The following is a 25,492-nucleotide window of genomic DNA, read 5'->3' as shown; positions in this document are numbered from 1 at the left end:
CTTTGATACATTCTGCCGCGTGTTTGTGGTTGAAAGGCGATCTTCACAACGGCCATTCTTTGACGATCCTGAGAAAACCTTAAAACCGAATTAACCTTGGCGCACGCCACCGGCCGCGTGGCGGACAATCCTTGACATTGGCCGGTTACCCTGGGGTAAAGTACTTCCTGGCGACCTAAATACGAGGCTTTTGCTCGGCGGCAGCTGGGCATCTCGATCCTGTCCACAAAAGGGCAAAGCCTACCCCCCCACACCCTGGATTAATCCCGTGGTACTCACGCACAAGGTGGTCAGCTAATTGCGCCTAGACGTCATCGTTCCTGCCCACAATGAAGCCCACCGGATCGACCGAACCCTGAACGCCTTCCGGTCGAGGATCAGCGACCCTGCCGTGCGCTTCTTTGTGGCGCTGGACCACTGCACGGACGGCACCGAGGAGCTGGTCGAGCGGCACGCCCGGATCGACTCGCGGGTGGAGGTGGTGAGCTACCCGAAGCTGGGAAAAGGCGGGGTCATCATGGAGACCCTCCGGCGCTGCGACGCCGATCTGGTCGGCTTCGTCGATGCCGACTGTGCCACCCCGCCTGCCGAGTTCCTACGCCTGGTGGACATAGCGGCCACCGCCGACGTGGCGATCGCGTCGAGATGGCACCCGGCGGCCGTCTTGCCCAGCCCGCGGGCGTTCAGCCGCAAACTGGAAAGCCGGTTGTTTGCCCGCATGGTCCGGGCGATGTTCGGCCTGCCCTACCGGGACACGCAATGCGGGGCGAAGGTCCTTCGCAGCAACGTGGTAAGGGCCGTCGTGCCGTTGCTTTCGTCTCGCGACTTCCTATTCGACGTCGACCTGCTTCTGGCCTGTCAGCGTTTGGGTTTCCGCGTCGTCGAGGTGCCGACGGTATGGGTGGATCAGCCCGGCTCCCGTCTTCATCCGGCACGGGACGGCCAGCGGATGGCGCTATCAGCCCTTCGGTTGTGGCTGCACTCGAGGGTCCTTCCGATCGAGGCCCCCGAATCTGCCCACGGCGAAGAGCTTGCAGTCGACGAGGAGGAGCTCGTTGGCGCCGATTGAAGCGCAACGCCCCGACATCGCCATGATCGCTCCGTACCCAAGTCCGGGCTCTCCCACGACCAGCGGCGTCGCCTGGTACTCCCAGAACCTGGCGAGGGCCTTGGCCGACGAGGGCGCAACCGTCACCGTTGTGGCGCCCTCGAACGACCCGGGCTCGCCGTCGGAACTGGACGGCCGGGTCCGGGTGCGACGCTGCTTCGCCAAGGGCCCAGCCGGTCTCATGCGCGCGTCCGTCGCTGCACTGCGGAGCGGGGCTCGGGTCACCCATGTTCAGCACGAGGCGTTCCTGTTCGGCGGCCCCGAGGCCGTTCCAGGCTTGATCGGCGGGCTGGCCAGGTTGCGTAGAGCCGGAACCGGACCTGTCGTCACGATGCACCAGGTCGTCCGGCCCGGCCAGGTGGACAAATCCTTCACCGAACTGCACCGCGTGTCGATGCCTGCGCCCTTGGCGAGGGCGGGCCTGTCGACGCTGCAGCAGTCGATCGGTCGAATCGCCCGCCGAACGATCGTCCACGAACGCGCGTTCGCGAGGCATGTCCCTGGGTCGGTCGTGCTCCCCGTCGGGTCGATCAGGAGTGCGGCGGCGGACCCGGCCCTGCGACAGGGACACGAGGTTTCGGGACAGTCAGACGGGCGCCCGTCAGCGCTACGGGCGCAGTACGGCATCGAACCGGACGAGTTCGTCGTTCTGTGCTTCGGCTTCGTCGCACCGTACAAGGGGCTCGAAGCGGCGCTCTCGGCTGCCGAGATCGCCGGGCATCCGGTTCGTCTCGTGGTGGCCGGAGGCGAGCATCCCCGACTTTCCGGGCAGGGTTACCTGGACGGACTCGAAGAGCGTTTCGGTGCAACTGCGACCTTCACCGGGTACGTTCCCGAACCCGACGTGAGCCGCTGGTTCCGAGCCGCCGACGCAGTTTTGCTCGCGTATCCAACGGCTTTTTCGAGTAGCGGAGTTCTGGCGCTGGCATTGGAGTACGGCGTCCCCGCCTTGCTGTCACCCCCGCTCGCCGAGATGACCGGTCTGCCGCCTGGGATGTCGACGCCCCTCGAGCCGGGCCTGCTCGCTCAGCGACTCGAGTCCCTGGCGAAGCGAGGCACCGAGCTCGCTGAAGTGGAGAGATGGTCCGCAGGCCTTGCCGAAGGCCGATCGTGGCCAGAAGTGGCCCGGCGTCACCTCGAGATCTACGAGGAGGTGACCGATGCCAAGCGTTCTGCTTCCCGCGGTCACCGGGCGTGATCCGCTGGGGGCGCGAGCGCTGGTTCGCGCCTTCCGCTCTGCCCTGGACGGCCACGACCTTCGGGCTTCCTCGGCGGGACCGATTCGGGCCTCGCTCTCGGACGAGGGCCGGCAGGCGGATGCTGTGGTGCTGGCCGGCTGCGACCTCTTCTCCGGAAAAGGCTTCGCTGCCGCGACGGCGGCAGCGCTCACCTCCCCGCTCGATTCCTCCTTCCCGAGGAGCGTCAACCGGCCACGCCGGCCGCTGGCGCTGGTAGGAGTCAGCGCCGGCGGTCCTCTTACGGCGAGCGAGAGGTGGGCGGCACGCCGGCTGGTGCGGCGCGCCGATCTCGTCCTTCTGAGCGACGACGAATCGGCTTCATGCCTGGCGGGTGCGGGTGTGCCCGCGCCGATCCGGGTTGCTGCGGACCCGGCGTGGATGTCCCTGTCGCCGGCGGCTTCAGGCCCGTCATCCGGCCAGTCGGTCGTGGTGGCGCTCGACGCCTCGGCTGCGCGCGGGGTCCAAACCGAGTTGTTCCTCGGCTTGAGAGAGCTCGCGCTCCACGGCGTGCGAGTCGACCTTCTGCCGTGGACGGGGCTCGGGACCGCCGACTTCGCGCTCGCCGAGGAGCTATTCGCCGAGATTCGCTCCGCCGGCGGGCTCGCGGAGATCGTGCCTCCGGCGATGGACCTCACCGGAGCGGCCGAGGCGATGGCCGAGTCGGGCGCCGTCGTTGCCATGCGGTACCGGGCGATCCACGCGGCGGCCGCCGCCGGAGTGCCGGTGGTGGGAATCGCGGTCGAGACCCGCATCCGCGGCCTCGCGTGCCGCCTCCACCAGACCTGGCTCCCCCCGGCAGGTTTCCGAGAGTCACTCGCTCCGTCTGTTCTGCGCGCTGCCGACTCCGCAGGCCCAAGTCCTGCAGCCGTGAAGGAAGAAGTCGCCAGGGCGGAGGCGGGACTCGCGCTTCTGCGTCTGGTCCTCGAGCGCGGTGACGTCGAGACGACCGACCTCGAGGGCGTCCCGCTGGCCCCCGATCCGTGGCTTTAACCACTCAGGGGGGCGCCGAAGAACAGCTCGTCGTCCTCTCCTACCGTGAACCGGCTACAACGGGGCGCCGGCTCGGAGGTGAACAGGCCGGTGTCGCGCTGGGACAGATGGCCGCCGGTGCCGGCAACCTCGTGTTTGCCCTTGCCGCTGCGCGAATCCTGGATCCGGCAGGGTTCGCCCGCCTGAGCGTCTTCCTCGGGCTCTACCTCGTTCTCAGCCTGCCGGCGACGAGCCTTTCGGCTGCGACGGCCGTCGATCCACGCAAACGCGATGCTCTCCTGCGGAAGGTCTCGGCCGTGAGCCTGCTGCTCGCGGTCGTTATGGCCGCCGCCTCACCGGGGTTGGCAGCACTACTCAACGTTCCCATCCCGATGGTCGTCGGCCTTGCCGCAGTGCTCCCCGCGTCCGCGCCGCTCGCGCTGGACCGCGGTCGTCTATACGGGACCAGGCGGCATAGGCGTCTCGTAGAGAGCCTCGTGGCGGAACCGGCGGTCCGGCTTTCCGTGGGGCTCTCGCTCGCCGCCTGGACCGGTCCGGTCGGAGCGGCGGCGGGCGTGGTCATCGCTGCATACACGGCGAGAGAAGTCGCCCGTGGCCGACGGCATGCCCGGCGCCGGCTCTACCAATCGCGGGCGTCCGCAGGCAGGGAGGGAACGGCCGGCTGGACAGCAGCGGCTTTCGCCTTGCTCGCTTTGCTGCAGACCCAGGATCTCGTGTTCGCCAACGCGATCCTGCCCGGAGGAAAGGCAGCCGCTTACGCTGCCCTGTCCACACTCGGAGGTGCTGCCGCGTTCGCGACTGTCACCATCCCGCTCGTTCTGCTGCCCCGAGCCGTACGGCGGGACAAGCACAGCCTGGCGGTCGCGGCGGGTCTTGCCGGGGTGCTCGGGATGTCCGCCGTGTCCGTGACTGCGATCGCTCCGCACGCGTTGAGCGTCGCGTTGTTCGGATCCCGCTACGGGTCCATCACGCCGTACCTGGTGCCGTACATGATGGCGATGGGCCTGCTGGGAATCGGCCGGGTCCTTGTCGCGCACCGCTGCGCAACCGGGGCAGGTCCGCGTACAACTTTGGTGGCCGGTGTTGTCGTCGTCGGTCAGTGGGTTGCGATTGCCATATGGGGCCGAAGTGTCGGCACCGTCGCGGCCACGACGGTGGCCGCTACCGCGGCGCTACTGGTGGGTATCGGCGTCGAGTCGCTCGTCGTTCTTCGAGCGCCGGCCGTCGGCAGTCATTTCATCAGGAGTGGCCAGCGGATCGAAGCGGCCGTCTCGTCGACCGCGCACGGCTTGCCTCGGCGCGCTATTAGCAGCCTAGGACGCGCCGCCCACGATCCGGTTGTCCTGGCCATGTCGGCAGTCACCCTCGCCGGGTTGGCGGTGAGGTTCGTCGTGCCCAGAGGCATATGGCTCGACGAGGCGACGAGCATCCATCAGGCGTCGATGCCTTTCGGCGAGATGCTGAAGAACCTCGGTTCCACCGACGTCCATCCGCCGCTGTACTTCGCCGTTCTTTGGACGACCGACCATCTCATTGGAAGCGGGCCCCTCGCGATGCGGTTGCCGTCGGTCCTGGCCGGAACGCTTGCCGTGCCCGCCGCTTACCTGGCGGCGCGCGACCTGTGGGACCGCAGGTCGGGCGTCATCGCCGGCGTGCTCGCGTCGGTCGCCCCGATCCTTGTGTGGTACTCGCAGGAAGTCCGCATGTACTCGCTGTTCATGCTCTTCGCACTTCTCGCCCTTTGGGGTCAAGCGCGCGTCCTTCGGTACGGGACCGCCGGCGGGTGGGTCATCTACGTCCTGTCGAGCGCGGCTCTCGTCTGGACCGAGTACTTCGCGGTCTTCCAACTCGTCACGCAACAGGCTGTATTCGTAGCGGCAATCATCCGCCGGCCCCAGCAGCGCCGGCAACTACTGGTCGCCCTGCTTATCGCCACGTTCCTCATGGCCGTGCTGATCGCGCCCCTCGAGCCGTTTGCCTGGCACCAGTTCGTCGTCAACCAGACCGCCGGCAAGGGATTCGGAGCACCGTCGCAGGTCGGGCTTGCAGGCGCGCAATCGATCTCGGTGTACACAGTCCTGGCCAACCTGGCCTGGGCAGTGGTGGGGTACCACTCGGCCGCTGTCATGGCCGCAATCGTGGCTCTTTGGCCCATCGGGATCTTTCTGGCCCTGTTCCTGCTCGGCCGGAACATGACCGATCGCACGGCGGCGGTGCTGGCGACTGCCGTGGTTCCGGTCGTTCTGCTCCTCGCGATCGGACTGGTCAAACGCAACCTGTTCGAGGTCCGCTACTTGTCGGGAGTCGTCGTGGCTCTTCTGTTGCTCTGCTCCCGTCTGGTAACCGGAGCGTCCCGGAGCATCCGCATGCAGGCCACAGCATGCGTCGCGATCGTCGCGTTACTCGCCGGGTCGCTCGGCGACGAACAGGTGAACGGGTCCAACCCGCGCCTCTACGACTTCGCCGGTGCGTTGCACGCCGTGCAGGTCAGATACCGCCCCGGCGACCTCCTCGTCTACTCACCCGGAGACCTCGATCTTGTCGTCTCCTACTACGCGCCGCACATCGACGCGGTACAGCTGGGTCAGGCCGAGGTGGGACGACCCGCGGGCACCGAGCTGTTCGTGCTCGGGAGCTCCAATCTCATGGCTCCCAACGAGCCTTCGCAGCTCGGCAGATACTTGTCCGACCTGCGCCACCAGGACCGTCTGGTGGCTGTCGTGAAGAAGGCGAACGCGACCGTATGGGTGTTCAAGGTATGAGCCGTGTTCAAACTGTGAACGCCACGACCTGGTCTCCTACAGAAGGATCGGAGCGTGCCCGCCGCCGGCTGCGGGTTCTCCTTCCACTGGACCTGGTCTTCAGCGTCTGGTACTTCGTCTGGCTTCTCTCCCCGGGACGAGTTGGCAACCCGGTGCTGTACGGAATGCTTCTCGCCGCGGAGATCTTCAACCTCGTGCAGGCGACGGGGTTCTGGTGGACGATCTCGCGGGCTCGAGAACCCGCCCCTCGCCCGGATCTGTCGTGGGCGCCTCCGCTCAACGTGCTCATTCCCGTGTACAACGAGGAGCCCCGCGTCGTGGAGTCCACCCTCGCGGCGGCTTGCCAGCTGGACTACCCGAACTTCTCGGTGATCGTTTGCGACGACGGCGACAGCGACGAGATCGCCCAGCTCGCGGCCGGATACGGCGCGGGATACCTTCGCCGCGGGGATCGCCGCGGCGCCAAAGCCGGCAACCTCAACCACGCCCTCCGGTCCACGACGGCGCCCCTGGTCGCGGTCTTCGACTGCGACCACGCGCCTGATCCGGATTTTCTGATGTCAACGGTTCCGCACTTCTCCAGCACCGATGTCGCTGTCGTGCAGACTCCGCAGTACTACTCCAACCACGCGACCAACCCGGTGGCAGCGGCCGCGTGGAGCCAGCAAGCCCTGTTCTTCGGCGTGATAGCCCGGGGCAAGGACGCGCTCGGATCGATGTTCTGCTGCGGGACCAACGTCGTATTCCGCAGGTCTGCGCTGGAACAAGTCGGCGGGATTCCCGAAGGTTCGGTAACCGAGGACTTCGAACTGTCGATCTACCTCCAGGAGCGAGGCTGGCGCACCGTATACGTGCCGGAGGTCCTCGCCCGCGGGCTCGGCCCGGAGGACATGGCTTCATACGTCAGCCAGCAACAGAGATGGTCCCGAGGTTGCCTCGCCGGAGCAGCTACCGCGATCCGCGCAAGGCTGCCGCTTCGCCAGAAGGTCCAGTTCCTCCTGTCCGCCCTCTACTTTCTCACCGGCTGGACCTACCTGGTCTACATGACCCTGCCGGTTGTGCGAATCCTCGGCGGCCAGCAGGCCCTTGCCGGGGCGACCGCCAATCAGTTCCTCGCGCATTTCGTTCCGTACTTCTGCGCCAGCATGGTCACCGTCGCAGTCGCCGGCCAAGGGAGCTACAGCTTCGCTGCGTTCGCCTTGATGGAGTCGAGCTTCTGGATTCACATCAGCGCCGCTCTGCGCGCTCTGGTCGGCGCCCGGGCGTCGTTCGTGGTCACGCCGAAGGTCGGCAGGTCGGGCCGGCAGCCGCGGGCGGTGTGGCCGGCGCTGCTGGCTCTCGCGGTCCTCGTCGGGACCATCGTCGACGGTCTGGTTCGCGGGAGGTCTCCCGGCACTTTGAACAATGTCGCCTTTGCGGGCCTGCACATAAGCGTTCTTCTTGCCGGCGTCTGGCCGGCGCTCGCCGGGGTCCGAGCGGTGAACTCTGCCCAAGCCAGTGACCGGACCAACGAATTGAGCCTCAAAGACGTGCGCGAGCCTGCGGTTCTCAACTATCAATAAGACAATGGCGTGCGATGACCCCGCTACGGGTCCGGCCGGCGCACCCTCGGCGGTATGACGGCGCTCGTCGTCGGTCTTACCGTTGCGGTCGCGTTGCTGGCTCTTCTCGTGGCTGGACTCCTGCGCGCTCACGCCGAGGTACTGAGAACGCTCCACCAGATGGGTGTGAGCCTCGACCCCGCAGACTCTTCATCCGGAGATCTTGACGCCGCGACATCCCATGCAGTCGCGCCGCCCACCGTTCGGGGATCCGGCGACCCGGCCGGCAACGGGGTTCGTCCCACCCCGGAACGCCCTCTCGCCTCGGACATAACCGATATCACCGGCCAAAACCCGCAAGGCGATGCGCTCAGCGTCGCGGTCGCCGACGTGAATCACGACACCCTCCTCGCGTTCCTGACTTCGGGGTGCGCGACGTGCCGCGGGTTCTGGGACTCGTTCCGAGGCGACGCCCCCGCCGTTCCCGGCGGAGCCCGGCTGGTTGTCGTGACGCGAGGGACAGAGGCGGAGTCCCCGGGCGCGATCGTGGGACACACCGGCGGCGGCGGGCCGGGTACCTCGCGGGTTCCTGTCGTGATGTCCACCGAAGCCTGGGAGCACTACGACATTCCCTACGCGCCCTACTTCGTCTACGTCTCTGGAGAAGCCGGGCGTGTCGTCGGGGAGGGCGTTGCGTCCACGTGGGATCAGGTGCGGACCCTTGTTTCGAATGCGGTTGCGGACGGGACCACAAGTTTCGGCCGGCGCCGGTCGCGCGCCGATCGGGAACGTGATGCCGATGCCGATCGGGCGCTCGCCGAGGCGGGGATCCGCCCGGGCGATCCCAGCCTGTACCCGGACCGAGGATGACGACCTCCGGGATCCGTCGGATCGAAGCCATGGGTCTGGCGGTCGTTCCGCCCAGCGGCTGGGAAGCCACGATCTACCGCCGGCCTGCGAGGCCAGAAGAGCGAACCTTTCCGGTCGTGCACGCCGCGACCGTGCCGATCCCATCGGAGCGCGGCGACTACGGCGGAGGTCTCGTCGAGATGCTCGGTGCTTCGGACGTCTTCGTGAGCCTTCTCGAGTTCGGGCCCGACGCCGCCGGGAGCGCGTTGTTCCGCAGCGCCGCAGCCATCCCCGGTTTGACGCCCGACGCCTTCAGGCCCCGGCAACTCCAGCGCGTCATCCGCGGCCAGGCCGGCGTGCAACGGTTCGTCACCGTCCGCGGACGGGCCTTCTGCTTGTACGCGGTTATCGGATCGATTGCCAACCGGGTTCCGTTGACGGCTCGGGCAAACCAGCTCATCGGATCGTTTTCGGTGCAACCCGCATGACGGCACCCGCGATCACCGCCCCTTACCTCGCAGAGGTCGTGCTCCTCGGAACCGCAGGGCTGGCGAAGATCGCCCGGCCGGACACCACGGTGCGCGCCCTTCACGTAGCCCGCATACCGGCCAGCAGAAACGCCGTTCGCGCGGGCGCAGCCTGCGAGCTAGCCGTTGCGCTCGCAGCGCTCGCGCTGCCGGGCGCGATGACCGGCGCGATCGTGGCGCTCTCCTACGCAGCGTTTACCGTGTTCGTCGCGGGCGCTCTGCGGCGAAGGTGGCCGCTGTCATCGTGCGGCTGCTTCGGCAAGCCCGACTCCCCTCCGACCATAACGCACGCGGCGCTGAACGCTGGCGCGGTGCTGTGCGGGGTGTGGTGGTCAGCATCCGGTCCGCGAAGTCTCGCGTCGGTCTTCTCCGGCCAGCCGTGGCAGGGCGTTCCGCTCGCGCTGGTCACGGTGGTAGTGATCCTTCTTGCGTACGTTGTTTGGACCAATCCTCTGCCGACCGCTAGGCGCCTGGTCCGGGATGGATGGAGCGGTCAGTGACGATCACATCAACGATCGGTGAGTTCCTTGTCTCACGGACAACGAGGCGGAGCTTCGTGAGCAGGGCGACCCTCACCGCCGCGGCGCTTTCGGTCTCGCCGGTCGAATTCCTCATAAGGCCCGGCTCGGCGTATGCGTTCATCTGCGAGTGCGTGCCGGGCACCAGCTGCAATTGCTCCCAGCTCTGTTGCGACGGGTATACGCAGTTCTGCTGCACGATCAACGACGGGATCAACGCGTGTCCTCCCGGAACGTTCGCCGGCGGTTGGTGGAAGGCGGACGGGTCGGTCTACTGCGCCGGCCCCCGTTACTACATCGATTGCATGGGTGAGTGCCAGGGGTGCGGCTGCAGCGGCGGCACCTTCTGCCCCGGGTGCGACGGCCTCACATGCGAGTGCGCGCTTGGGAGCTGCGACTACCGCCACGTGGGCTGTACCGAGTTCCGGTACGGGCAATGCCATCAGGAAATCGGGTGCAGCGGGAGGATCGCGTGCCGGATGGTGTCCTGTACTCCGCCATGGGTCTTCGACCCGACCTGCTCTACCGTCGCGGCAACGGACAACAACACTGCGAATCACTTTGCGCCGTGCCAGAACGGTCCGACCGGAACGTACGCGGTGGGTATGGCAGCGACCGTCGCAGGAAACGGATATTGGATCGTCTTCAACGACGGCTCCGTCCGAGCGTTCGGCGCCGCGCAGTTGTACGGGTCGCTCTCCGGCCAGCCGCTCAACCGCCCTCTAGTAGGAATGTGCCGATCGGTCTCCGGCAACGGCTACTACCTGGTCGCGTCGGACGGCGGCGTGTTCACCTTCGGAGACGCCCAGTACGAGGGTTCGATGGCATCGCAGCATCTCAACCGCCCGGTTACCGGAATCTCGGTTGATCAAGTCACGTCCGGCTATCGCCTCGATGCGTCGGACGGCGGGGTCTTCGACTTCAACGCGCCGTTCGAGGGTTCCATGGGGGGGCAGCATCTCAACCAACCGGTCGTCGGGATGGCCACCACACCCACCGGGTCTGGTTACTGGTTGGTGGCCGCGGACGGGGGCATTTTCAATTTCGGTGACGCCGGCTTCTTCGGTTCGACCGGAAGCGAGCGCCTGAACCGGCCGGTGGTCGGCATGGCGGCGACACCCACCGGCAGGGGTTACTGGTTGGTCGCCGCGGACGGCGGAATCTTCACCTTCGGCGACGCCGGGTTCTTCGGATCGGCTGCGTAAAGGCTGGAGGAGCGATGCACCTCGACGTGATTCTCTTGGTTCTGGCAACAGCAACAGCGGTGGCCGCGGCGGCGAGATCCACCTGGTCTCCATGCGGGCTGTCGATGCTCTCGAGCCTCACGCCTTTCGGAGAGCGCAGCCGGGGCCATCGCTACGGTGTCACCGCGGCCTGGTTCGTCCTCGGTTCAACTGCAGGCGGAGCGACGCTAGGACTTGCAGCCTTCGCGGTAACGACGGGAGCGTCGAGCGCCGGCGCGCGGAGCCATCCCGCAGTGGTCGCGCTGGTCGCCGGCGGAAGCGCGTTGCTCGGCGCTGCTGTCGATGCTCGGGTATTCGGGAACGTTCTTCCTGTTGTAAGACGGCAGGTCGACGATCGTTGGTTGTCTCGCTACCGCGGGTGGGTTTACGCGAGTGGCTTCGGATGGCAGATCGGGACAGGCGTTGCCACCTACGTGATGACGTCGGCCGTGTTCGTGTTCCTGGCTCTTGCTGTTCTCAGCACGCAACCATGGGTCGCGTTATCGATCTGTGCGGGTTTCGGCGCGGCCAGGGGAAGCGCGATTCTCCTGACAACTAGCGCGCAGGACCCTCAGGAGCTACGCGTGCTGCACAGAAAGCTGGATCGAGCCGGCGAACCGGTTCGTAGGTTGGCGATAGCTGTTCAAGCCACGACAGCGGTGATCGCGATCTCGTACGCGCAGCCCGTGCTGGGTCTCGTGTGTGCGGCACTAATCGTCGTTTCGTTCCGGATCCTGCGGATTCCGGCTCCCGCAGGAGTCGCCGGCAAGTGAGCCGTACAGGCCGGTTCGGCCTGTACGCGGTGGCGCTGTCCCTCGCAGGCGCAGCCTGCGGGTCGTCACGTGCTGTCGGGACCAGTTCCACGACCTCTTCGCCCACAAACACGGTCACGTCCGCCTCCACCACGACCCGGGTGTCGTTGGAAGTGACCGTCCCCGATTGCGGCGCGGGTGCGTACCGTCCGACGACTCTGCTGATCGTCTGTGGGACAAGCGGGACGATGGCTACCGGCATCCAGTGGAGTTCGTGGGATTCGTCCGGCGCAAGCGGCACCGGTACGGTTGACCTTCAACCGGGGAAGTCGCAGCTGTCCGGTCAAGCCAACCTGCAGCTGACCAACGCGGTGGACAAAGGCGCCGGCGGTCCGCAGTTCACGCACCTCACAATCACTTGGATCGGGCGTTCCCCCGACGGGCGGCCCTCCGACTCGTACGAGCTAGGAAACGGCAGCTAAAGGCCGGCGTTAGGATCGCAACCCGTGAAAGTCCTCCGCCGCGCTCTGCTGGCGCTTGGGACCGCGGTGGTTGTTGCCGTGATCGTTCGCCTGCGCGGGACCGGGGGCACCCCACCGCAGAGGGGCGGCTGGAGGGAGCTCCCGCCGGACGAGCTAACTCCTTGAGAGTCGTCCTTGCCGGCTTTGGGGCGGTCGGCCGGAGAGTTGCCCAACACCTCGTCTTGGACGACGCGGTCGAGTCGCTTGTGGTGATCGCGCGCGACATCCCGCGAGCTGAATTCCATGCGCGCGCCCTGGGAGGGAAGGTCGAGGTTCGCAATGAAAATGACGGCGACCCGCCTGTTGGTGACGTCATGGTGCTCGCCACTCCCAGGAGCAATCGCCGTGTCGCCGAGAGCGCGGTGGTCAGCGGTTCGCACGTGGTGTCATGCGCAGACGATCCGTCCGATGTGAAGGCGCTTCTTTCCTCGGATCGGCTCGCTCGAGCCGAGGGCAAATCGATCGTTGCGGGCGCGGCGATGGCCCCCGGGCTGACGTGTGTGCTCGCCGCGCACCTGCGCAGCAGGTTCGACTCGGTCGAGGAGATCCACGTAGCCAGCGTGGGGACGGGCGGCCCGGAATGCGCGAGGCGGCATCACGCGGCGCTGTCGTCTTTGTCGTTGGATTGGGAGGACGGCGAGTGGCGGCGCAGGCCGGGCGGTTCGGGGAGGGAGCTGGTCTGGTTCCCGGAGCCGGTGGGCGGGGCCGACTGCTACCGGGCTGCGCTCGCCGATGCCCTTCTGCTTCTGCCGGCATTTCCCGGCTGCAGGAAGATCACGTCCAGGTTCGAGGCGACCCGCCGGGATCGCATGACCGCGTGGCTCCCGATGCTTCGCCCTCCCCACCCGGAGGGCCTGGTCGGTGCGGCACGGGTGGAGATGCGGGGCTGGGTCGACGGCCAGGCGGTAACCGCGATCTACGGGTCGGCGATCGCCCCCGCGGTCGCGGCCGCCGTGGTTGCCAGCCGAGCAGCCATCTGGGCAGGCAACGGTCAACTCACCAGGGCCGGCGCCGGCGGTATGGCCGAGATGATCCCCGACCCGGCCATTTTTCTAAAGGAGATCGCCCAGTTCGGCGTCTACGTCTCCGTATTCGAGGGGCAACCCGCGCCGAGTTAGATCAGGGCTTCCGGTGATGCTTCCACCGCACCTGCCAGTCGAGCGGGTCATGGCGCGGGAGGTCGGCTAGTACCCGGTTCAGAAGTTGCAGGGCGGCGGTGGCCTCCCAGTCGTCCACCCCCTCGCGGACCTTGACCGCTGCTTGGTCTCTTGCCGCTTCGACCAACCGGCGATCACGGCCGGCGATGTCAGCCAGCGCGGCCGACGTCTCGGGGCCGACGCCGTCGGAGGCGAGCCCGGCAGCCTCGTCGATGAGGGCGTCCGGATCGGTGATTCTTACGTTGTCGGCGGTCATGTGATCAGGGCAGCGTAGCCAGCGGTTCAGCCGGTGACCCGCGCCGGGCCGACCCGGACTCCCGGCACGGACCGGCAGAGGTTGTTGTGACCCCAGGCCGCCAGGTGCCGCCACGCGGTCTGCTCGCCGCCGAGCGCCCGGTCGATGAGATGCATCAGGAAGCTCTCCCCGGCGCCGACGGTGGCGCTGGCAGCGGTGCCCTGCTCGGCCGGGACGGTAACCTTCACCCGCCAGAACTCCTCGCGAGGGTGCTCGGAGATGCGCACGTTGAGCAGATAGTCGTTCCGAAGGACCACGTCCTGCTCGGCGACGAGCTCTTCTCCGTCTACCAACTGGCGACCTTTCTCGGGCGGTTGGGGGGCAAGCGAGGGGAAGCGACGATGCTGGCAGATCAGCGGAGCGGGGCTCAAGGCAAAAGCGGGTCGTTTTCCCGGGAGCGGGACGCCACGGCGAAAATGCGACGGAATGGGAAGATCGTGCGGCCCTGGCTGTCCATCGGGTACGCGGCTCGGAGCGCCGCCCCGTAGGAGTTCTCGAACTCGTCGACCGAATCCGGAGTTCCCTCGGCTTCGAGGGCGCTGAGGAACGGGCGGAGCGCCGTGCCCCGCACCCACTCGAGAACGGCGTCGGGGCCGTGGAGAACGTGTAGATAGGTCGTCGACCAGACGTCGGCGCCGGCGCCGGTGTCCAGGAGAGCCTTTAAATAGCCAGCAGGGGTGAGCACGGGGTCTCGTCGGACGAGGTGTCCCAGCAGCGACGACCAGCGGTCGGACTGGGCGAACTCGGAGAGGAGGGTGTGGCTGGGCTCGTCGAAGTTGGCCGGAACCTGGAACGCGAACACGCCGGAGTCGGTGAGCGAACCGACGATCGCCGCGAACAGATCCACGTGGCCGGGCACCCAATGGAGTGTCGCCGTGGACAGCACCACGTCGAACGGCCCTGCGCTGGTCCATTCAAGGGCCCTGAGATCGCCGACGCTGAACTCCAGCTTGCCCGGAACGGCCAGGTGTCCGGCCTTGCGGATCATCTCCTTGGAGCTGTCGATCCCGACGATGTGAGCGTTCGGCCAACGCTCGAGGAGGACCGAAGTGGTCGCGCCGGGACCGCAGCCGAGGTCGATCACCTTTTTCGGGGACGGGTGGAAGATCCTGGAGACCAACTCCACGAACGGGCGGCCGCGTTCGTCGCCGTACTTCAGGTACTGCTCGGGATCCCACGTGGTCGCCATGCCGGAATCGTATGGCCGGCGTCGGGGCGGCGGCCCGGTGTATCGGGGTTCCGGTTGGTGGCGGTGTGGGGTCTGATGGCGAGCGTTGTGCGGGCGTGTGCGTGGGGTGTTTGGGAGTGGATTTTGCGTTTGGGCGTGGACTCGAGCCGGATCGGTGCGAATTCCACTCCCGAACGTGGATCACCCCGCCCGGATGTGCGTGTAGGTCGTGGGAGCTGACGCCTTTAAGCGAGCCGGCCCTTTGCCTCGCGTCGCCTAGTCTGGAAGTCCCGGTAAAGCCGTTTCGGGGACGTAGCTCAGCTGGCTAGAGCACCTGCTTTGCAAGCAGGGGGTCGTCGGTTCGAATCCGATCGTCTCCACTTGGTGAATGAGACGAATCCCTGAAACGCGAAGGAGACACCATGTCGTGGGGCAATCTGTTCAAGAGGGCCAACAGCTACGCCCAGGCCAAGGCCCAGAGCGAGCTCGACACCCACGCCGACCCCAAGGTCCAGCTGGAACAGGCCATAGGGGCCCTCCAGGAGCACCATCGCGACCTGGAGGCCGCCGCCAGCCACGTGATCGCCCAGGACAAGCTGGCCAAGATGCGCCTGTCCGAGCTGTCCACCCAGGAAGCCCGGTACACCAAGTCGGCGCTGGCCGCCCAGCAGCAAGGCAACCTCGATGCCGCCCGGGCCTTCGCCACCAACATCGCCTCGATCCGTGAGCAGATTCAGTCGCTCTCGGCCCAGATCCCACAGCTCGAGCAGGCCGCCAACGACGCCCGCGAGGCGGTGCAGGAGTCGGCAGACCAGCTCCAGCAAAAGCTCAGCGAGCGCTCGACGATCTTGGCCCAGGTCGATCAGGCGAGAATGCAGCAGGAGATGGCCGCGAGCATGAAGGCGGTGACCGACCTCACCCAGGGCAACAACGTGCCGTCCTTCGATGAGATCCGCCAGAAGGTCTCCACGCAGTTCGCGGAGGCTCAGGCCCAGACCGAGCTGTCGAGCGGAAGCCCGGAGGTGCAGGAGATGCACGTCCACCACGCCGAGTTGACCAGCGAAGCCGACGCCATCCTGGCCGAGCTCTCGGCTGGGACGTTGAAGCCCGCCGCGCTGGAGCCCGCCCCACCGGCGGCCACCGCAGAGGCGTCGGGAGGGGCCGCCAAACCCACCTGAGGGCTGCTAGCTGTCGCCGCTAGCTGTCGCCCCAGTCGCCTCCGTCGTCGCCCCAGCCGCCTCCGTCGCCGTCCCAGCCGCCCCCGCCTCCGAGCACCTCGCCGAGCAGCCCGCCGCCCAGAACACCGAGCAAACCGCCGGCGGCGCCGGCCCCCAATAGCCCGCCAAGCCCACCGGGGTGCCGCCCGGCCAGCGTTCCCAGGGTTGTGGCGTGAGTCTGCTGGTCCGCGGGGGACGGCACTTCGGCCGGCTCGGGTCCAGGGTCGAGTCCGAGCTTGGTTCGAACCAGGCGGGTGGAGTGCAGTCCGTCGATGGCTACAGATCGGGCGACCGAGATCTCCTCGAGGCTCTGGGCCTGAGCCAACTGAGCGCCCGCTGTGTTCAGCCGCTCGGACGCGTCGGCGAGGGCCTGCCGGTTGGCGGCATCGCCGCCGTCGTCCAGGGTGGTGATGTCATGACCGAGACGCCCCAGGAGCGCCTGGACTTCGGCTCGGGCTGCATTGACTCCTGCGTCTGTGTGGTGACGGAACATTTGAAGCGACCTTTCCTGCCCAGAAGGGCGAGGGAGAAACCTTTCGAAACAGCCACTTCATGGTACGTCCTCCTGTGGACGAGCGGGCCGTGCCAGGCCCCGGTCAGGATCTGCGCGCTGGTTTCTTGCTGATCATCGACGGAGGACTGGTTCTTGAGTGTTCGGTGGTCAAAGATGACGGATCGTCTCAACGATGGGCCTTCGGGTAGCTCTGGATGTCAGCACGCTCGCGCCCGCTGCGGCGGCAAGTGTCAGGCAACCCACCAGAATTAGATATGACCATGGCGCGAACAGGTGGGTTGGTGGCGGGTCGAACACCCCCTTGAGGATCTTGACTAGTAGCTCCGCCAGCCCCCAGCCGATTAGGGCGCCGAGGGCGACGCCGAGTGAGGTCACGAAGGTCGACTCGACCCGAATGAAGGCGGTGACCTGCCGGCGGCGGGCGCCGAGCGCCCTGACGATGGCGTGGCTTCGACGGCGTTCTGGCAGTGTTTCGGCCAGGACCAGCCCGGCGGCTCCCGTGGTGAGGGCCAGGGCGAATCCCAGCTCCACTCGGGTCAGTCCTGACAGATTGACGGTGGTGAGCGGCGAGCCGACCTGCCGGCGGCTGGTGGAGAGATCGCTCACGGTCGCGGTCGGGCCTAACACGGTGCGTATCTGCTGAGCCACTGCAGACGTCGTAGGCTCGATCAAGTCTCAGGGTTTCTCCGCCGGGCCCCTCAACAACGCGGGCCGACTGTTGGAGTACACGTTGAGCGGCCCCATCGCCCAGCCGCCCACCGTGATCTACTCCGGGGAAAGCTACCCCGTGTCGGTCACCACCTGCGACACAGGCACCTACACCCACTGCCCAACGCCCAGCTCGCGATAACGAGTACGGGATCGTGCCCCTCGGAACGCTTGTTCAGCGCGCTTATGGAGATCCGTACGGGCAAGAGGAGGTCGCCTAGTTCCCCCGAGTAAATCACACTGATGTCGTTTGTTGTTATCACGGGCTTTTACGCGATTTTTTATGCATCCACGCGATATAACTACATCTCTGTAATAATGGGATGCATGCGCCGCCCGATCCGCCTGCGTAGAGGCAATCGCCGAAGGCCTCTGGGAAGATTGCTTCAACGCGCTTATGGTGGCCTCGTGGGAACGCAAGGCCGTGAGTCTCACGTGCCCCCCGTCGAACTGGCAGCACTCCTCCGGCAGGTGCCCGGCAAATGGGTCGCCCTGCGTAACGGTGAGATCATTGAGGCGCGTGCCACGCTGGACGAGCTGATGTTCAGACTGCATGACCGAAGCATCAGCGACGCCACCGTTATGAGAGCTCCCGCTGAACATGAGGTGGAGATGGTCGGGCTGGGGTAGCGGTCCTGCGTCGGCGGAATGTCCAACCTCGATGGCCCGGTTCTCTTTCGCTATACCGAAGACGCTGCAGACGACGTCGCGCTCAAGCTTGGGAAAAGGACTCCGGTCCGACCAAGTGTTGCTGTTCGACTCTCTACTGACCTTGGTCAAACGAACAGAGTGCTGGCTCTAGTTGATTCGGGCTCCGAGCGGGTCTTTGCCGCAGGGGCGTTGGCCCGAGCCATGAATCTCGACCTTGACGACGTGCCAGAGGTGACCATCGGCCTCGGCGGCGGCAATCGAGCAGTTCGATTCAGCAATGTCACAATCCAACTATTTCGGGATGTCTTGACGGATGAGGAAACTCCCCTCGTGGAGTGGCAAGCTGATGTGGGATTCCTTCGCACCTGGGAGCCGAGTTGGGCTGTGCTGCTCGGCAGGGACGGTTTTTTCGCTTCACCATCACCATGCACGGCGGCGTCCCAGCCATGGTCCTAGAACCGTGGGAGGCCTTCGATGAGCGGTTCGGTATCCAGATCGAGGAAGCCGAGCGCAGGCAACCGAGATTCAAGGCTTAGCTAGACCCGATAACTGCTCGCACAGCGTTCCGCCATCCGATGCCTGAGCGGCCCGTTTGCACACCTTTGACTGCGGGATGCTTTGCAAGCAGGGGGTCGTCGGTTCGAATCCGATCGTCTTCACTTAGAGCAGCCGCGGGGCCTCCTACGCGCAGAGCATCAGTGGTGTGATCGCCAACCTCGGCTAAGAGGAAGTGCGCGGCACCTCTCAGCGCTGTGCGCCGCCCCGTCGGTTTGCACGAAGTTCAGGGAGGCTTACCGTCCTGGTTGATCCATGTTCACGGGCGGTGGGAAGAGCGGTCTTTGAGTCGCCGGCGACCGGCTGAACGCGTCGGTGTCTCTGCCAGATAGGAGACGAATCCTGCCGATCATTTGGAGGTTTGATGAAACGCGTCCTGCCAATTGTTCTGGGGGTGTGCGCAGCGGTCTCGTCGGTCGTCGTCAGCGCGGCGAGGCCCGCTGCTGCCTCTTCGTTCCCGAGATATGACCACGTCTTTACGATCATCCTCGAGAACCAAACGCTCACCAGTTTGATCAACAACCCGGCTGCTCCCGAGCTGAACGCTTTGGCCAACGACTACGGGTTGGCGACCAACTACACCGGCGTCGGCGATCCGAGCGAACCCAACTACGTGGGGATGCTCGCTGGTAGCACGTTCGGCCTCTCCGATGACAACCCGTACTTCTGGCCCGGCCACACCCAGAACGCGCAGAACCTGATGTCACAGCTGGAGGCAGCGGGCAAGACCTGGAAGGGGTATCTGGGCGGCCTGCCCTACGCCGGATACAAGGGCTACTGCTATCCCGAGAAATGTATCGGGATCCCTGATAGCGACCCGCTGTACGCCTCCAAGCACAACGGGATCGTCAACTTCGCCAACCTGCAGGCCCCTGCCGAGCTGGCCAAGATGACCCCGATGCAACAGTTGAGCGCTGACCTGGCGTCGGGACAGGTTCCCAACCTCAGCTACATCGTGCCCGACATGTGTCACGACATGCACGGCGCGCCCCCCTATTGCGTGGACTCGGGCAACGGCAAGAGCGTCGAGGACACATGGTTGACCGCGACCGGCGACGCGTTCGTCGGCCAAGTCGTCAACGAGATCACGTCCTCGTCGGTGTGGACCACGGGCAACACCGCGATCGACATCACCTTCGACGAGGGCAGTTCTGCGACCAGCAAGACCGCCAACATCGTGGTCACCAACCACGGCCCACGAGGCGTAAAGGACAACACCTCCTACAACCACTACAACCTGCTCGCCAGCTTGCAACAAGCCTTCGGGTTGGGCTGTCTGCTCAACAGCTGCGGCGCGAAGCCGATGACCCCGCTCTTCCAGATCACCGGGTCGACCACCACCCCGACGCTGCCGCCGCCGTACAACACTCCCCCCAACGGCGACAACTCGATCTCGCCAACCACCACACTGGGCAAAGGCACCTCTGGGTCGCTGAGCTGCACCGGCGGCTGGAACCAGGTACCCAGTCCCAGCGTGGGGAATCTCGACAACAACCTCGACTCCGTCTCGGCCGCCTCCCCCAGCGACGCCTGGGCGGTCGGCAACTACTACGCGTCGACCAACCCCAACGTGTTCGCCACCATGGCCGAACACTGGGACGGGAAAGCTTGGACCGAGTACGGGCTACCCAATGTCGGCTCCAATCAGAACACCCTGTTCGGAGTCTCTGAGCTGTCCACCGGGCACACCTGGGCGGTCGGCTACTACACCAACGCCAACTACGTCGACCAGACCCTCATCGAGCACTACGACGGCACCACCTGGTCCGTCATCCCCAGCCCCTCCCCCGGCACCCAACGCAACATCCTCTACTCAGTCGGAGCGATCTCCGACACCGACGTGTGGGCTGTGGGTGCGCAGATGGACGCCAATGGCACCTGGCACACCCTCGCCGAGCACTGGGACGGCAACACCTGGTCGGCAGTGCCCTCCGTGGATCCCGACAGCGGCGGCAACCTGTTCTTCGGGATCAAGGCGGCGTCGCCCAACAGCGTGTACGCCGTCGGCGAGCGCTCCGGGTCGGGCTTCCCGGACAAGGCGCTCATCGAGCACTGGGACGGATCCAAGTGGTCGGTGCTCACCGCGCCGGCCGATCCCACCGAGAGCCTGATGGCCTACGCGGTCACTGGCAACGACAGCACCCTGGCTGTCGTCGGTAACCGGGGGAGTGATACCGCACCGTTCACCACATTCGTGGCCACCGGCGCACCGGCCAGCTTGAGCTTGCAGACCACCCCCAACGCTACCGGTGAGAACAACCTGTATGCCGCAACCACCGCCGCCGACGGCTCCACCTACGCGGCGGGCTGGTCGGTAGATCCCAACACGGGCGTCTACCTCAGCGAGATCCTCCACGGCATAGGTGGCCAATGGACCATCGACGCCACGCCCAACCCTGGCAGCGGGTCCAACGGCTTCGCCGGCATCACCGCAGTACCCGGCGGTGGCATCTGGGCGGTCGGGGTGACCAGCAACAAAGCCAACAACTCCACCCTCATCGCCCACCACTGCTGACGCACCCCCGCGACCCCCAAGGCGGCCCCCGGAAGACGGCACAGGGGGCCGCCAATCCCCAACTCAAAGGAGGACCCCAATTGAAGATGAACATGAAAAAACTGCTCACCTCGGCCGGCGCATTGACCATGACATCGACCCTCGGTGTTTCAGGCGTCGTGTCGTCGGCTGGGGCCGCCCCGACCACACCGTCACCCGCGGTCACGGCGGCTACCGGCGGCCCATGCGGAACCTCGAGCGCGGCCCCTGCCTACAGCCATGTGATCTGGGTATGGATGGAGAACCACAGCTACGACACCATCATCGGCTCCTCCCAAGCCCCGTATATCAACACCTTGGCAAGCCAGTGCGGGCTGGCGACCAACTATCACAACATCAGCCACCCCAGCCTGCCCAACTACGTCGCCGGCACCTCCGGCCTGGCACTCAGCTCGTTGACCAAATTCGACAAGGACTGCAGCCCCTCCAAACGCTGCAGTACCTCAGCCCCGAGCATCTTCGGTCAAGGCGAAACCTGGAAAGCCTACGAAGAGTCGATGCCCACCAGCTGTGATCCATCCAACTCGGGAGAATACGCAGTACGCCACAACCCGCCCCCGTACTACACCACCCTCGCTGGTTGTGCTACCAACGACGTGCCCTACACCCAGCTCGCGACCGACCTGGCCAACAACACCCTCCCGGCCTTCTCCTTCGTCACCCCCAACCTGATCGATGACATGCACGACGGGACCATCGCCCAAGGCGACACCTGGCTGGCCAACAACCTGCCCACCATCTTCAACAGCCCCGAATACTTGGCCGGGACCACTGCTGTATTCGTCACCTGGGACGAAGGCGAAGGCGGCTCCAGCAACGACTGCGCCGCCAACACCACCGATGTCGGCTGCCACGTCGCAACCATCGTCGCCAGCCCCACCACCGCCGCCGGAACCACCTCGGCCACGTTGTTCAACCATTACTCCCTGCTCGGCACCGAGGAACAACTCCTTGGTCTGCCCGCCCTCGGACAAGCGGCCGCCTACCCGACCATGACCGCAGCGTTCAACCTGTAAGCCCCTCGACCCGAGCGGCGCCCGGACACCCCTATGCCGGGCGCCGCCAGGTAGCACGGCTTCCGCGGACCTAGGCCATAGGAGTGTCGTTGGCAACTCGAGGAGGGCGAAGCGCCTGTCACCGAGTCCCTCGCTGTGCCTCTGTTAGCTGGCTGTGCCTCTGTTAGCTGAGTATGTCAGCTCGCGAGAACCGGCTAGCGGCTACTGCCAACAGGGTGGCCGTGTATGCGCCCTGAACGATCAGGAGGCGGGTGATCGGGCCGGTCTGGATGGGCTGATCCAGCAGGCCGGCCCACGCGGTGGTCCCTGCGTCTGTCACGGGGAGCCACGGGGATAGCGAATGAAGTCCGGGGATATTGTCGAGCGCTCGCGACGTGAACACGAAACCGATGCCGCCGGCGATCGCGGCGAACGAGTACTCGGTGATAGTCGACAGAAAGAACGAGAACGCGAACACCGCTGCAGTCGAGGCGAGCACGACGCTGACCACGAGCAAGAGGCGCCACAATGTTTGCGCGGCGCCGAAGACTGCCCCGGCGAGCTGGAAGGCGGTGGAGTGTCGGAGATCCGTCACCGGCAGAGAATGCCAACCGTATGCGGCGAGACCGATGACGAACGCGACCAGAACCGACACCGCGATCGTCACCACGGTTAGGCCAGTTGCTACGCCGATCTTGGAGGCGAGGATTCGCCAGCGGGGAACCGGTCGCGCGAGGAGATATCGGAGTGACCCCGACGCAGCTTCGCCGGCCACTGAGTCTCCGGCGAACACGCAGGCGATAACGGGGTAAGCGAGCAGAGTCAACGCGTTGACAGCAACTAGCGCCAGAGCTATGCCGCTCGAGTCAGGAACTACGGAGCCCCAGTCACCGATCCGTTCAGGGGACGCTCCCCGATAGGCGGCTATCAAGCCGCAGATCGTCGCCGCCACCGCGGACACCGCCACCAGAACTCCCGCGGTGCGGGGTCGCGTCACCTGCTTGGCGAGCTCAACTCGCAACGCGCGCGGACTGGCGAACGGGGTCAATTCATCACACCAGCACGTCTCGACGATTGAACAATCTCCAGCCCACCGTTGCGAACACCGCGACGTATCCAACCTGCAGGATGAGGAAGCGCCCCATACCGGCGCTGCCCGGCGGGCTGGAGAAGAGGTGCTGCCACAGATCGATGTCGTTGTTGGGCATGTAGCGGCCGATCAGGTTCACGCCGGGCAGGTAGTCCGCGTTGAAAACCCGGGACACGACGCTAAGGGCGGCACCCCCGGCCACCGCGACGAAGGGCCTTGTGGTCAGGGTCGAGAGAAGGAGAGCGAAGGCGAAGATGCTGGCCATCCCTGCTGCGATGTAGGCGGTTCCTATCGCCAGCTTCCCCAGGCTGTCCCACTCCGAAAAGGTGGCGACGGACGGGGCCGAGGTTTGGTCGCCGTCGACCGCGGTAAGAGGGTGCCATCCGAACGCAAGCAGCCCCGAGGCTGTCGCGGCGATGAGTAGGACCGCCACCAACGCGGCCGAGATCGACGCCGCGACCAAGGTCTTGACGGCCAGGTAACGGGTCCTCGATACGGGCCCCGCGAGCGCGTAGCGGAGGCGGCCCGTGCTGGCTTCCCCGGCGATGCATTCCCCTGCTACGACAGCCACAGCAAGCGGGAGGAAGAATCTCATCGTGCTCGACAGGGCGATCAGCGGAACCGCGAGACCCGACCGGTGCGGAACGATCACGAGAGGGATGTCGCCGACTCGGTCGACCTGGCTGGACCCACTGGCGACGATCGCGATTGTCATCACGACCGGGAACAAGGCCGTCGCAACGACCAGAATCAGTGTGCGCCGTCGGGTCCACTGAGTCGTCCACTCTTCTGCGATCACGATGGTCTTTCGATCACGAACCAGACGCGTCGGAAGCTGCCTCTGCGGACACCACGCCTTCGACCCGAGCGCCAAGGGCGCGTAGATACGCGCTGTGCAGAGACCCATCGGATTCGATCAGCCCCCGGACAGTCCCCGCGAGCACGACCCGCCCCTCGTTCAGAAACGTGACATCGGTGCACACTCGCTCGAGAAGCGGCAGTTCGTGACTTGAAAGCAGCATGGTCGTTCCCTTCTGGGCCGCAGTGACGAGTGCAGCAACGACCTCCTCGGCGTGGCCCGGATCGAGTCCCGTGGTGGGTTCGTCGAGAACAAGCAGGTCAGGGTCGCCGATCGTCGCCTGGGCGAGACCGAGGCGGTAACGCATCCCGTGCGAGTAGGTGCGGTAGGGGCGATCCAGAGCCGGGCCAAGTCCGCTGCCGGTTAAGGCTGACTCGAACTCATCGCCGGTGATCGCCTTTCCCGACGAACGGACCGCCAGCTCGAGGTTCTTCCGTCCGCTCAGGTAGGGAAGGAACCCGGGACCGTCCACGAGAGTTCCCACTCGCCGGAGCGCTTCGGCTCCTGCGGATACCGGACTACCGAACAGCTCGGCTGACCCGGAAGTCGGCTTGACCAGACCCAGGAGAACCCTCAAAAGCGTGGATTTCCCGGCGCCGTTCGGCCCGGCCAAACCCATCGTCTGGCGGGAAAACACGGTGAGGTCTACTCCGTCGAGAGCGACAACTCCGCGGCCCAACGCTTTGCTCACCGAGCGCATCGAGACCACCGGGTCGGCCATCCCGCGTGTCTGCAGATCAGGCCCCATCGGAATCCCCTCCGCCGGCGTTCTCCCGCTCGCCTCCGGGTGCCAGCGAGGAGATGTCGGCCACGGTGGCGCGGGGCGGCTGGCCCACGTTCACCTTCGCCCCAAACTGGGAAAGGACCACGGTCACCGTTCCGAGGCCCGCCCCCGCGGGCGAACTACGGAGCAGCACCACCTTTCCACCCGAGTCGATTTCTACGTCGACAGTGATCTGCGTTGGCACCGATGTGCCACTCATCTCGATCAGCTGGTAGCCGATCGCGCGCCGGAACGCGTCACCGGAAGGCCCAGCGGCCTCCGACTGCGCCTTCGTCAGGTCAACGCTGACGGAGAACTGGCGCGACCCTGCGTTCGCGCCGTACCCGATCGGCGCCGCGGACGTCGCGCCCCACTCGACCTCGGACAAGAGCAGCCCGGGGTTGAGGCTCTCCACCTGGGTCACGAACTGCGGGAAGTTCGTCGCCAATGACTGCTCCGTCAATCCCGCCGAGATCCAAACCTTTCCGGCGGGCAGGAGCGCACCGGGCTGCGGTTGAGCGACAAATACCGATTCCGGGAAGAAGATGACCCGTTCTGTTCCGATCGGGCGGCTCAGCTCGACCTGTCCCCGGCTGGCCCCGAAATCGAAGAGGCCCCCACCACCGATCGGTTTCGGGGCTCCCCCGAACACGGCGGCCGAATCCAACCGTACCGAGATTGCGCTGCGGCTCCCGAGGGTCGACCGCGCTGCGGAAACCACTTCGGAGAGGTCCTGCTCTGATGGCGGTGCGATCGTCGCGCTCGAGCGGAATCCAGAGATCCCGCCGGTCCGGGAGCTGCACCCAACCAGGCAAACCAGGCTGACAGCGCAGACAACTGCCGCCAGCCGGCCCGGGATCGGCACACCGAAAAGCTAATAGCCCCGCCGTCAACAGCAAGTCGCGCCCGCACCTAGCCCAACCCCTCCTCTCAAATA

26 protein-coding genes and 1 tRNA gene are annotated in these 25,492 nt (G+C 66.0%); 18 read left to right on the top strand and 9 right to left on the bottom strand.

Annotated elements, in window-relative coordinates; all coding sequences use genetic code 11:
• Window positions 1-298 precede the first annotated feature (298 nt).
• From VFZ97_03750 to VFZ97_03690, 13 genes are read left to right on the top strand one after another with little or no spacing between them, the layout of a single operon-like run.
• A complete protein-coding gene (locus tag VFZ97_03750) occupies window positions 299-1,069 on the top strand; it encodes a glycosyltransferase (protein ID HEX6392529.1) in 771 nt (256 codons plus the stop codon).
• Entirely contained in the window at window positions 1,056-2,306 is a 1,251-nt protein-coding gene (locus VFZ97_03745; protein ID HEX6392528.1) for a glycosyltransferase, read from the top strand. The genes VFZ97_03750 and VFZ97_03745 overlap by 14 nt, the downstream gene beginning before the upstream one ends.
• Window positions 2,269-3,336: a polysaccharide pyruvyl transferase family protein gene (locus tag VFZ97_03740; protein HEX6392527.1), complete on the top strand. Its 1,068-nt coding sequence runs from the start codon at window positions 2,269-2,271 to the stop codon at window positions 3,334-3,336. Before VFZ97_03745 ends, VFZ97_03740 begins: the two co-directional genes overlap by 38 nt.
• Entirely contained in the window at window positions 3,327-6,098 is a 2,772-nt protein-coding gene (locus tag VFZ97_03735; protein ID HEX6392526.1) for a glycosyltransferase family 39 protein, read from the top strand. The genes VFZ97_03740 and VFZ97_03735 overlap by 10 nt, the downstream gene beginning before the upstream one ends.
• Window positions 6,095-7,660 (top strand): glycosyltransferase, encoded by a 1,566-nt coding sequence (locus VFZ97_03730; GenBank protein ID HEX6392525.1) that lies wholly within the window; start codon window positions 6,095-6,097, stop codon window positions 7,658-7,660. The genes VFZ97_03735 and VFZ97_03730 overlap by 4 nt, the downstream gene beginning before the upstream one ends.
• Before the next feature lie 54 nt (window positions 7,661-7,714).
• Window positions 7,715-8,509, top strand: a complete 795-nt coding sequence (locus VFZ97_03725; GenBank protein ID HEX6392524.1) for a hypothetical protein — start codon at window positions 7,715-7,717, stop codon at window positions 8,507-8,509.
• Window positions 8,506-8,976 (top strand): hypothetical protein, encoded by a 471-nt coding sequence (locus VFZ97_03720; protein ID HEX6392523.1) that lies wholly within the window; start codon window positions 8,506-8,508, stop codon window positions 8,974-8,976. Before VFZ97_03725 ends, VFZ97_03720 begins: the two co-directional genes overlap by 4 nt.
• Window positions 8,973-9,515: a MauE/DoxX family redox-associated membrane protein gene (locus VFZ97_03715; protein HEX6392522.1), complete on the top strand. Its 543-nt coding sequence runs from the start codon at window positions 8,973-8,975 to the stop codon at window positions 9,513-9,515. Before VFZ97_03720 ends, VFZ97_03715 begins: the two co-directional genes overlap by 4 nt.
• A gap of 56 nt (window positions 9,516-9,571) precedes the next feature.
• Complete coding sequence (locus VFZ97_03710; protein ID HEX6392521.1) at window positions 9,572-10,738, top strand: hypothetical protein; 1,167 nt, start codon at window positions 9,572-9,574, stop codon at window positions 10,736-10,738.
• A 14-nt stretch (window positions 10,739-10,752) separates the two neighbouring features.
• Complete coding sequence (locus tag VFZ97_03705) at window positions 10,753-11,529, top strand: hypothetical protein (GenBank protein ID HEX6392520.1); 777 nt, start codon at window positions 10,753-10,755, stop codon at window positions 11,527-11,529.
• Entirely contained in the window at window positions 11,526-11,990 is a 465-nt protein-coding gene (locus VFZ97_03700) for a hypothetical protein (protein HEX6392519.1), read from the top strand. The genes VFZ97_03705 and VFZ97_03700 overlap by 4 nt, the downstream gene beginning before the upstream one ends.
• 24 nt (window positions 11,991-12,014) lie before the next feature.
• Complete coding sequence (locus tag VFZ97_03695; protein ID HEX6392518.1) at window positions 12,015-12,155, top strand: hypothetical protein; 141 nt, start codon at window positions 12,015-12,017, stop codon at window positions 12,153-12,155.
• Entirely contained in the window at window positions 12,152-13,147 is a 996-nt protein-coding gene (locus VFZ97_03690; GenBank protein ID HEX6392517.1) for a hypothetical protein, read from the top strand. The genes VFZ97_03695 and VFZ97_03690 overlap by 4 nt, the downstream gene beginning before the upstream one ends.
• A gap of 1 nt (window position 13,148) precedes the next feature.
• Here the strand turns inward: VFZ97_03690 and VFZ97_03685 are convergent, their stop codons facing one another.
• The 3 genes from VFZ97_03685 to VFZ97_03675 form a co-directional block, all read right to left on the bottom strand.
• Window positions 13,149-13,442 carry a hypothetical protein gene (locus tag VFZ97_03685; protein ID HEX6392516.1) on the bottom strand — a complete coding sequence of 98 codons (294 nt, stop codon included), beginning with the start codon at window positions 13,440-13,442 and terminating at the stop codon, window positions 13,149-13,151.
• Between the two features lie 26 nt (window positions 13,443-13,468).
• Window positions 13,469-13,774 (bottom strand): hypothetical protein, encoded by a 306-nt coding sequence (locus VFZ97_03680; GenBank protein ID HEX6392515.1) that lies wholly within the window; start codon window positions 13,772-13,774, stop codon window positions 13,469-13,471.
• Between the two features lie 74 nt (window positions 13,775-13,848).
• Window positions 13,849-14,670, bottom strand: a complete 822-nt coding sequence (locus tag VFZ97_03675; GenBank protein HEX6392514.1) for a methyltransferase domain-containing protein — start codon at window positions 14,668-14,670, stop codon at window positions 13,849-13,851.
• 285 nt (window positions 14,671-14,955) lie between these two features.
• Between VFZ97_03675 and VFZ97_03670 the strand changes: the two genes are divergently transcribed.
• Window positions 14,956-15,029, top strand: a tRNA-Ala gene (locus VFZ97_03670).
• A gap of 42 nt (window positions 15,030-15,071) precedes the next feature.
• Window positions 15,072-15,827 (top strand): PspA/IM30 family protein, encoded by a 756-nt coding sequence (locus tag VFZ97_03665; protein HEX6392513.1) that lies wholly within the window; start codon window positions 15,072-15,074, stop codon window positions 15,825-15,827.
• Between the two features lie 19 nt (window positions 15,828-15,846).
• Here VFZ97_03665 and VFZ97_03660 read toward each other — a convergent pair whose 3' ends face one another.
• Together VFZ97_03660 and VFZ97_03655 are read right to left on the bottom strand one after the other, a co-directional pair.
• Complete coding sequence (locus VFZ97_03660) at window positions 15,847-16,359, bottom strand: hypothetical protein (protein ID HEX6392512.1); 513 nt, start codon at window positions 16,357-16,359, stop codon at window positions 15,847-15,849.
• Between the two features lie 168 nt (window positions 16,360-16,527).
• Window positions 16,528-17,028, bottom strand: coding sequence for an FtsX-like permease family protein (locus tag VFZ97_03655; GenBank protein HEX6392511.1), 501 nt, complete (start codon window positions 17,026-17,028; stop codon window positions 16,528-16,530).
• A gap of 468 nt (window positions 17,029-17,496) precedes the next feature.
• Between VFZ97_03655 and VFZ97_03650 the strand changes: the two genes are divergently transcribed.
• From VFZ97_03650 to VFZ97_03640, 3 genes are all read left to right on the top strand, one after another.
• Entirely contained in the window at window positions 17,497-17,718 is a 222-nt protein-coding gene (locus tag VFZ97_03650) for a hypothetical protein (protein ID HEX6392510.1), read from the top strand.
• A gap of 940 nt (window positions 17,719-18,658) precedes the next feature.
• Window positions 18,659-20,809 carry an alkaline phosphatase family protein gene (locus tag VFZ97_03645; GenBank protein HEX6392509.1) on the top strand — a complete coding sequence of 717 codons (2,151 nt, stop codon included), beginning with the start codon at window positions 18,659-18,661 and terminating at the stop codon, window positions 20,807-20,809.
• Between the two features lie 92 nt (window positions 20,810-20,901).
• On the top strand, window positions 20,902-21,864 hold the full coding sequence (locus tag VFZ97_03640) for an alkaline phosphatase family protein (protein HEX6392508.1): 963 nt from the start codon (window positions 20,902-20,904) through the stop codon (window positions 21,862-21,864).
• A gap of 163 nt (window positions 21,865-22,027) precedes the next feature.
• Here the strand turns inward: VFZ97_03640 and VFZ97_03635 are convergent, their stop codons facing one another.
• Genes VFZ97_03635 through VFZ97_03620 form a run of 4 tightly spaced genes read right to left on the bottom strand, consistent with a single transcriptional unit; the run spans window position 22,028 to window position 25,420 of the window.
• On the bottom strand, window positions 22,028-22,891 hold the full coding sequence (locus VFZ97_03635) for an ABC transporter permease (GenBank protein HEX6392507.1): 864 nt from the start codon (window positions 22,889-22,891) through the stop codon (window positions 22,028-22,030).
• 4 nt (window positions 22,892-22,895) lie between these two features.
• Window positions 22,896-23,732, bottom strand: coding sequence for an ABC transporter permease subunit (locus VFZ97_03630; GenBank protein ID HEX6392506.1), 837 nt, complete (start codon window positions 23,730-23,732; stop codon window positions 22,896-22,898).
• 13 nt (window positions 23,733-23,745) lie between these two features.
• Window positions 23,746-24,540 carry an ABC transporter ATP-binding protein gene (locus tag VFZ97_03625; protein HEX6392505.1) on the bottom strand — a complete coding sequence of 265 codons (795 nt, stop codon included), beginning with the start codon at window positions 24,538-24,540 and terminating at the stop codon, window positions 23,746-23,748.
• Complete coding sequence (locus tag VFZ97_03620; GenBank protein ID HEX6392504.1) at window positions 24,530-25,420, bottom strand: hypothetical protein; 891 nt, start codon at window positions 25,418-25,420, stop codon at window positions 24,530-24,532. The genes VFZ97_03625 and VFZ97_03620 overlap by 11 nt, the downstream gene beginning before the upstream one ends.
• Window positions 25,421-25,492 lie beyond the last annotated feature (72 nt).

It is taken from the genome of Acidimicrobiales bacterium (genome assembly GCA_036378675.1).
GTDB lineage: Bacteria > Actinomycetota > Acidimicrobiia > Acidimicrobiales > Palsa-688 > DASUWA01.
The sequence above is the reverse complement of the archived record's forward strand: the minus strand, read 5'-3'. Positions and strand labels throughout refer to the sequence as shown.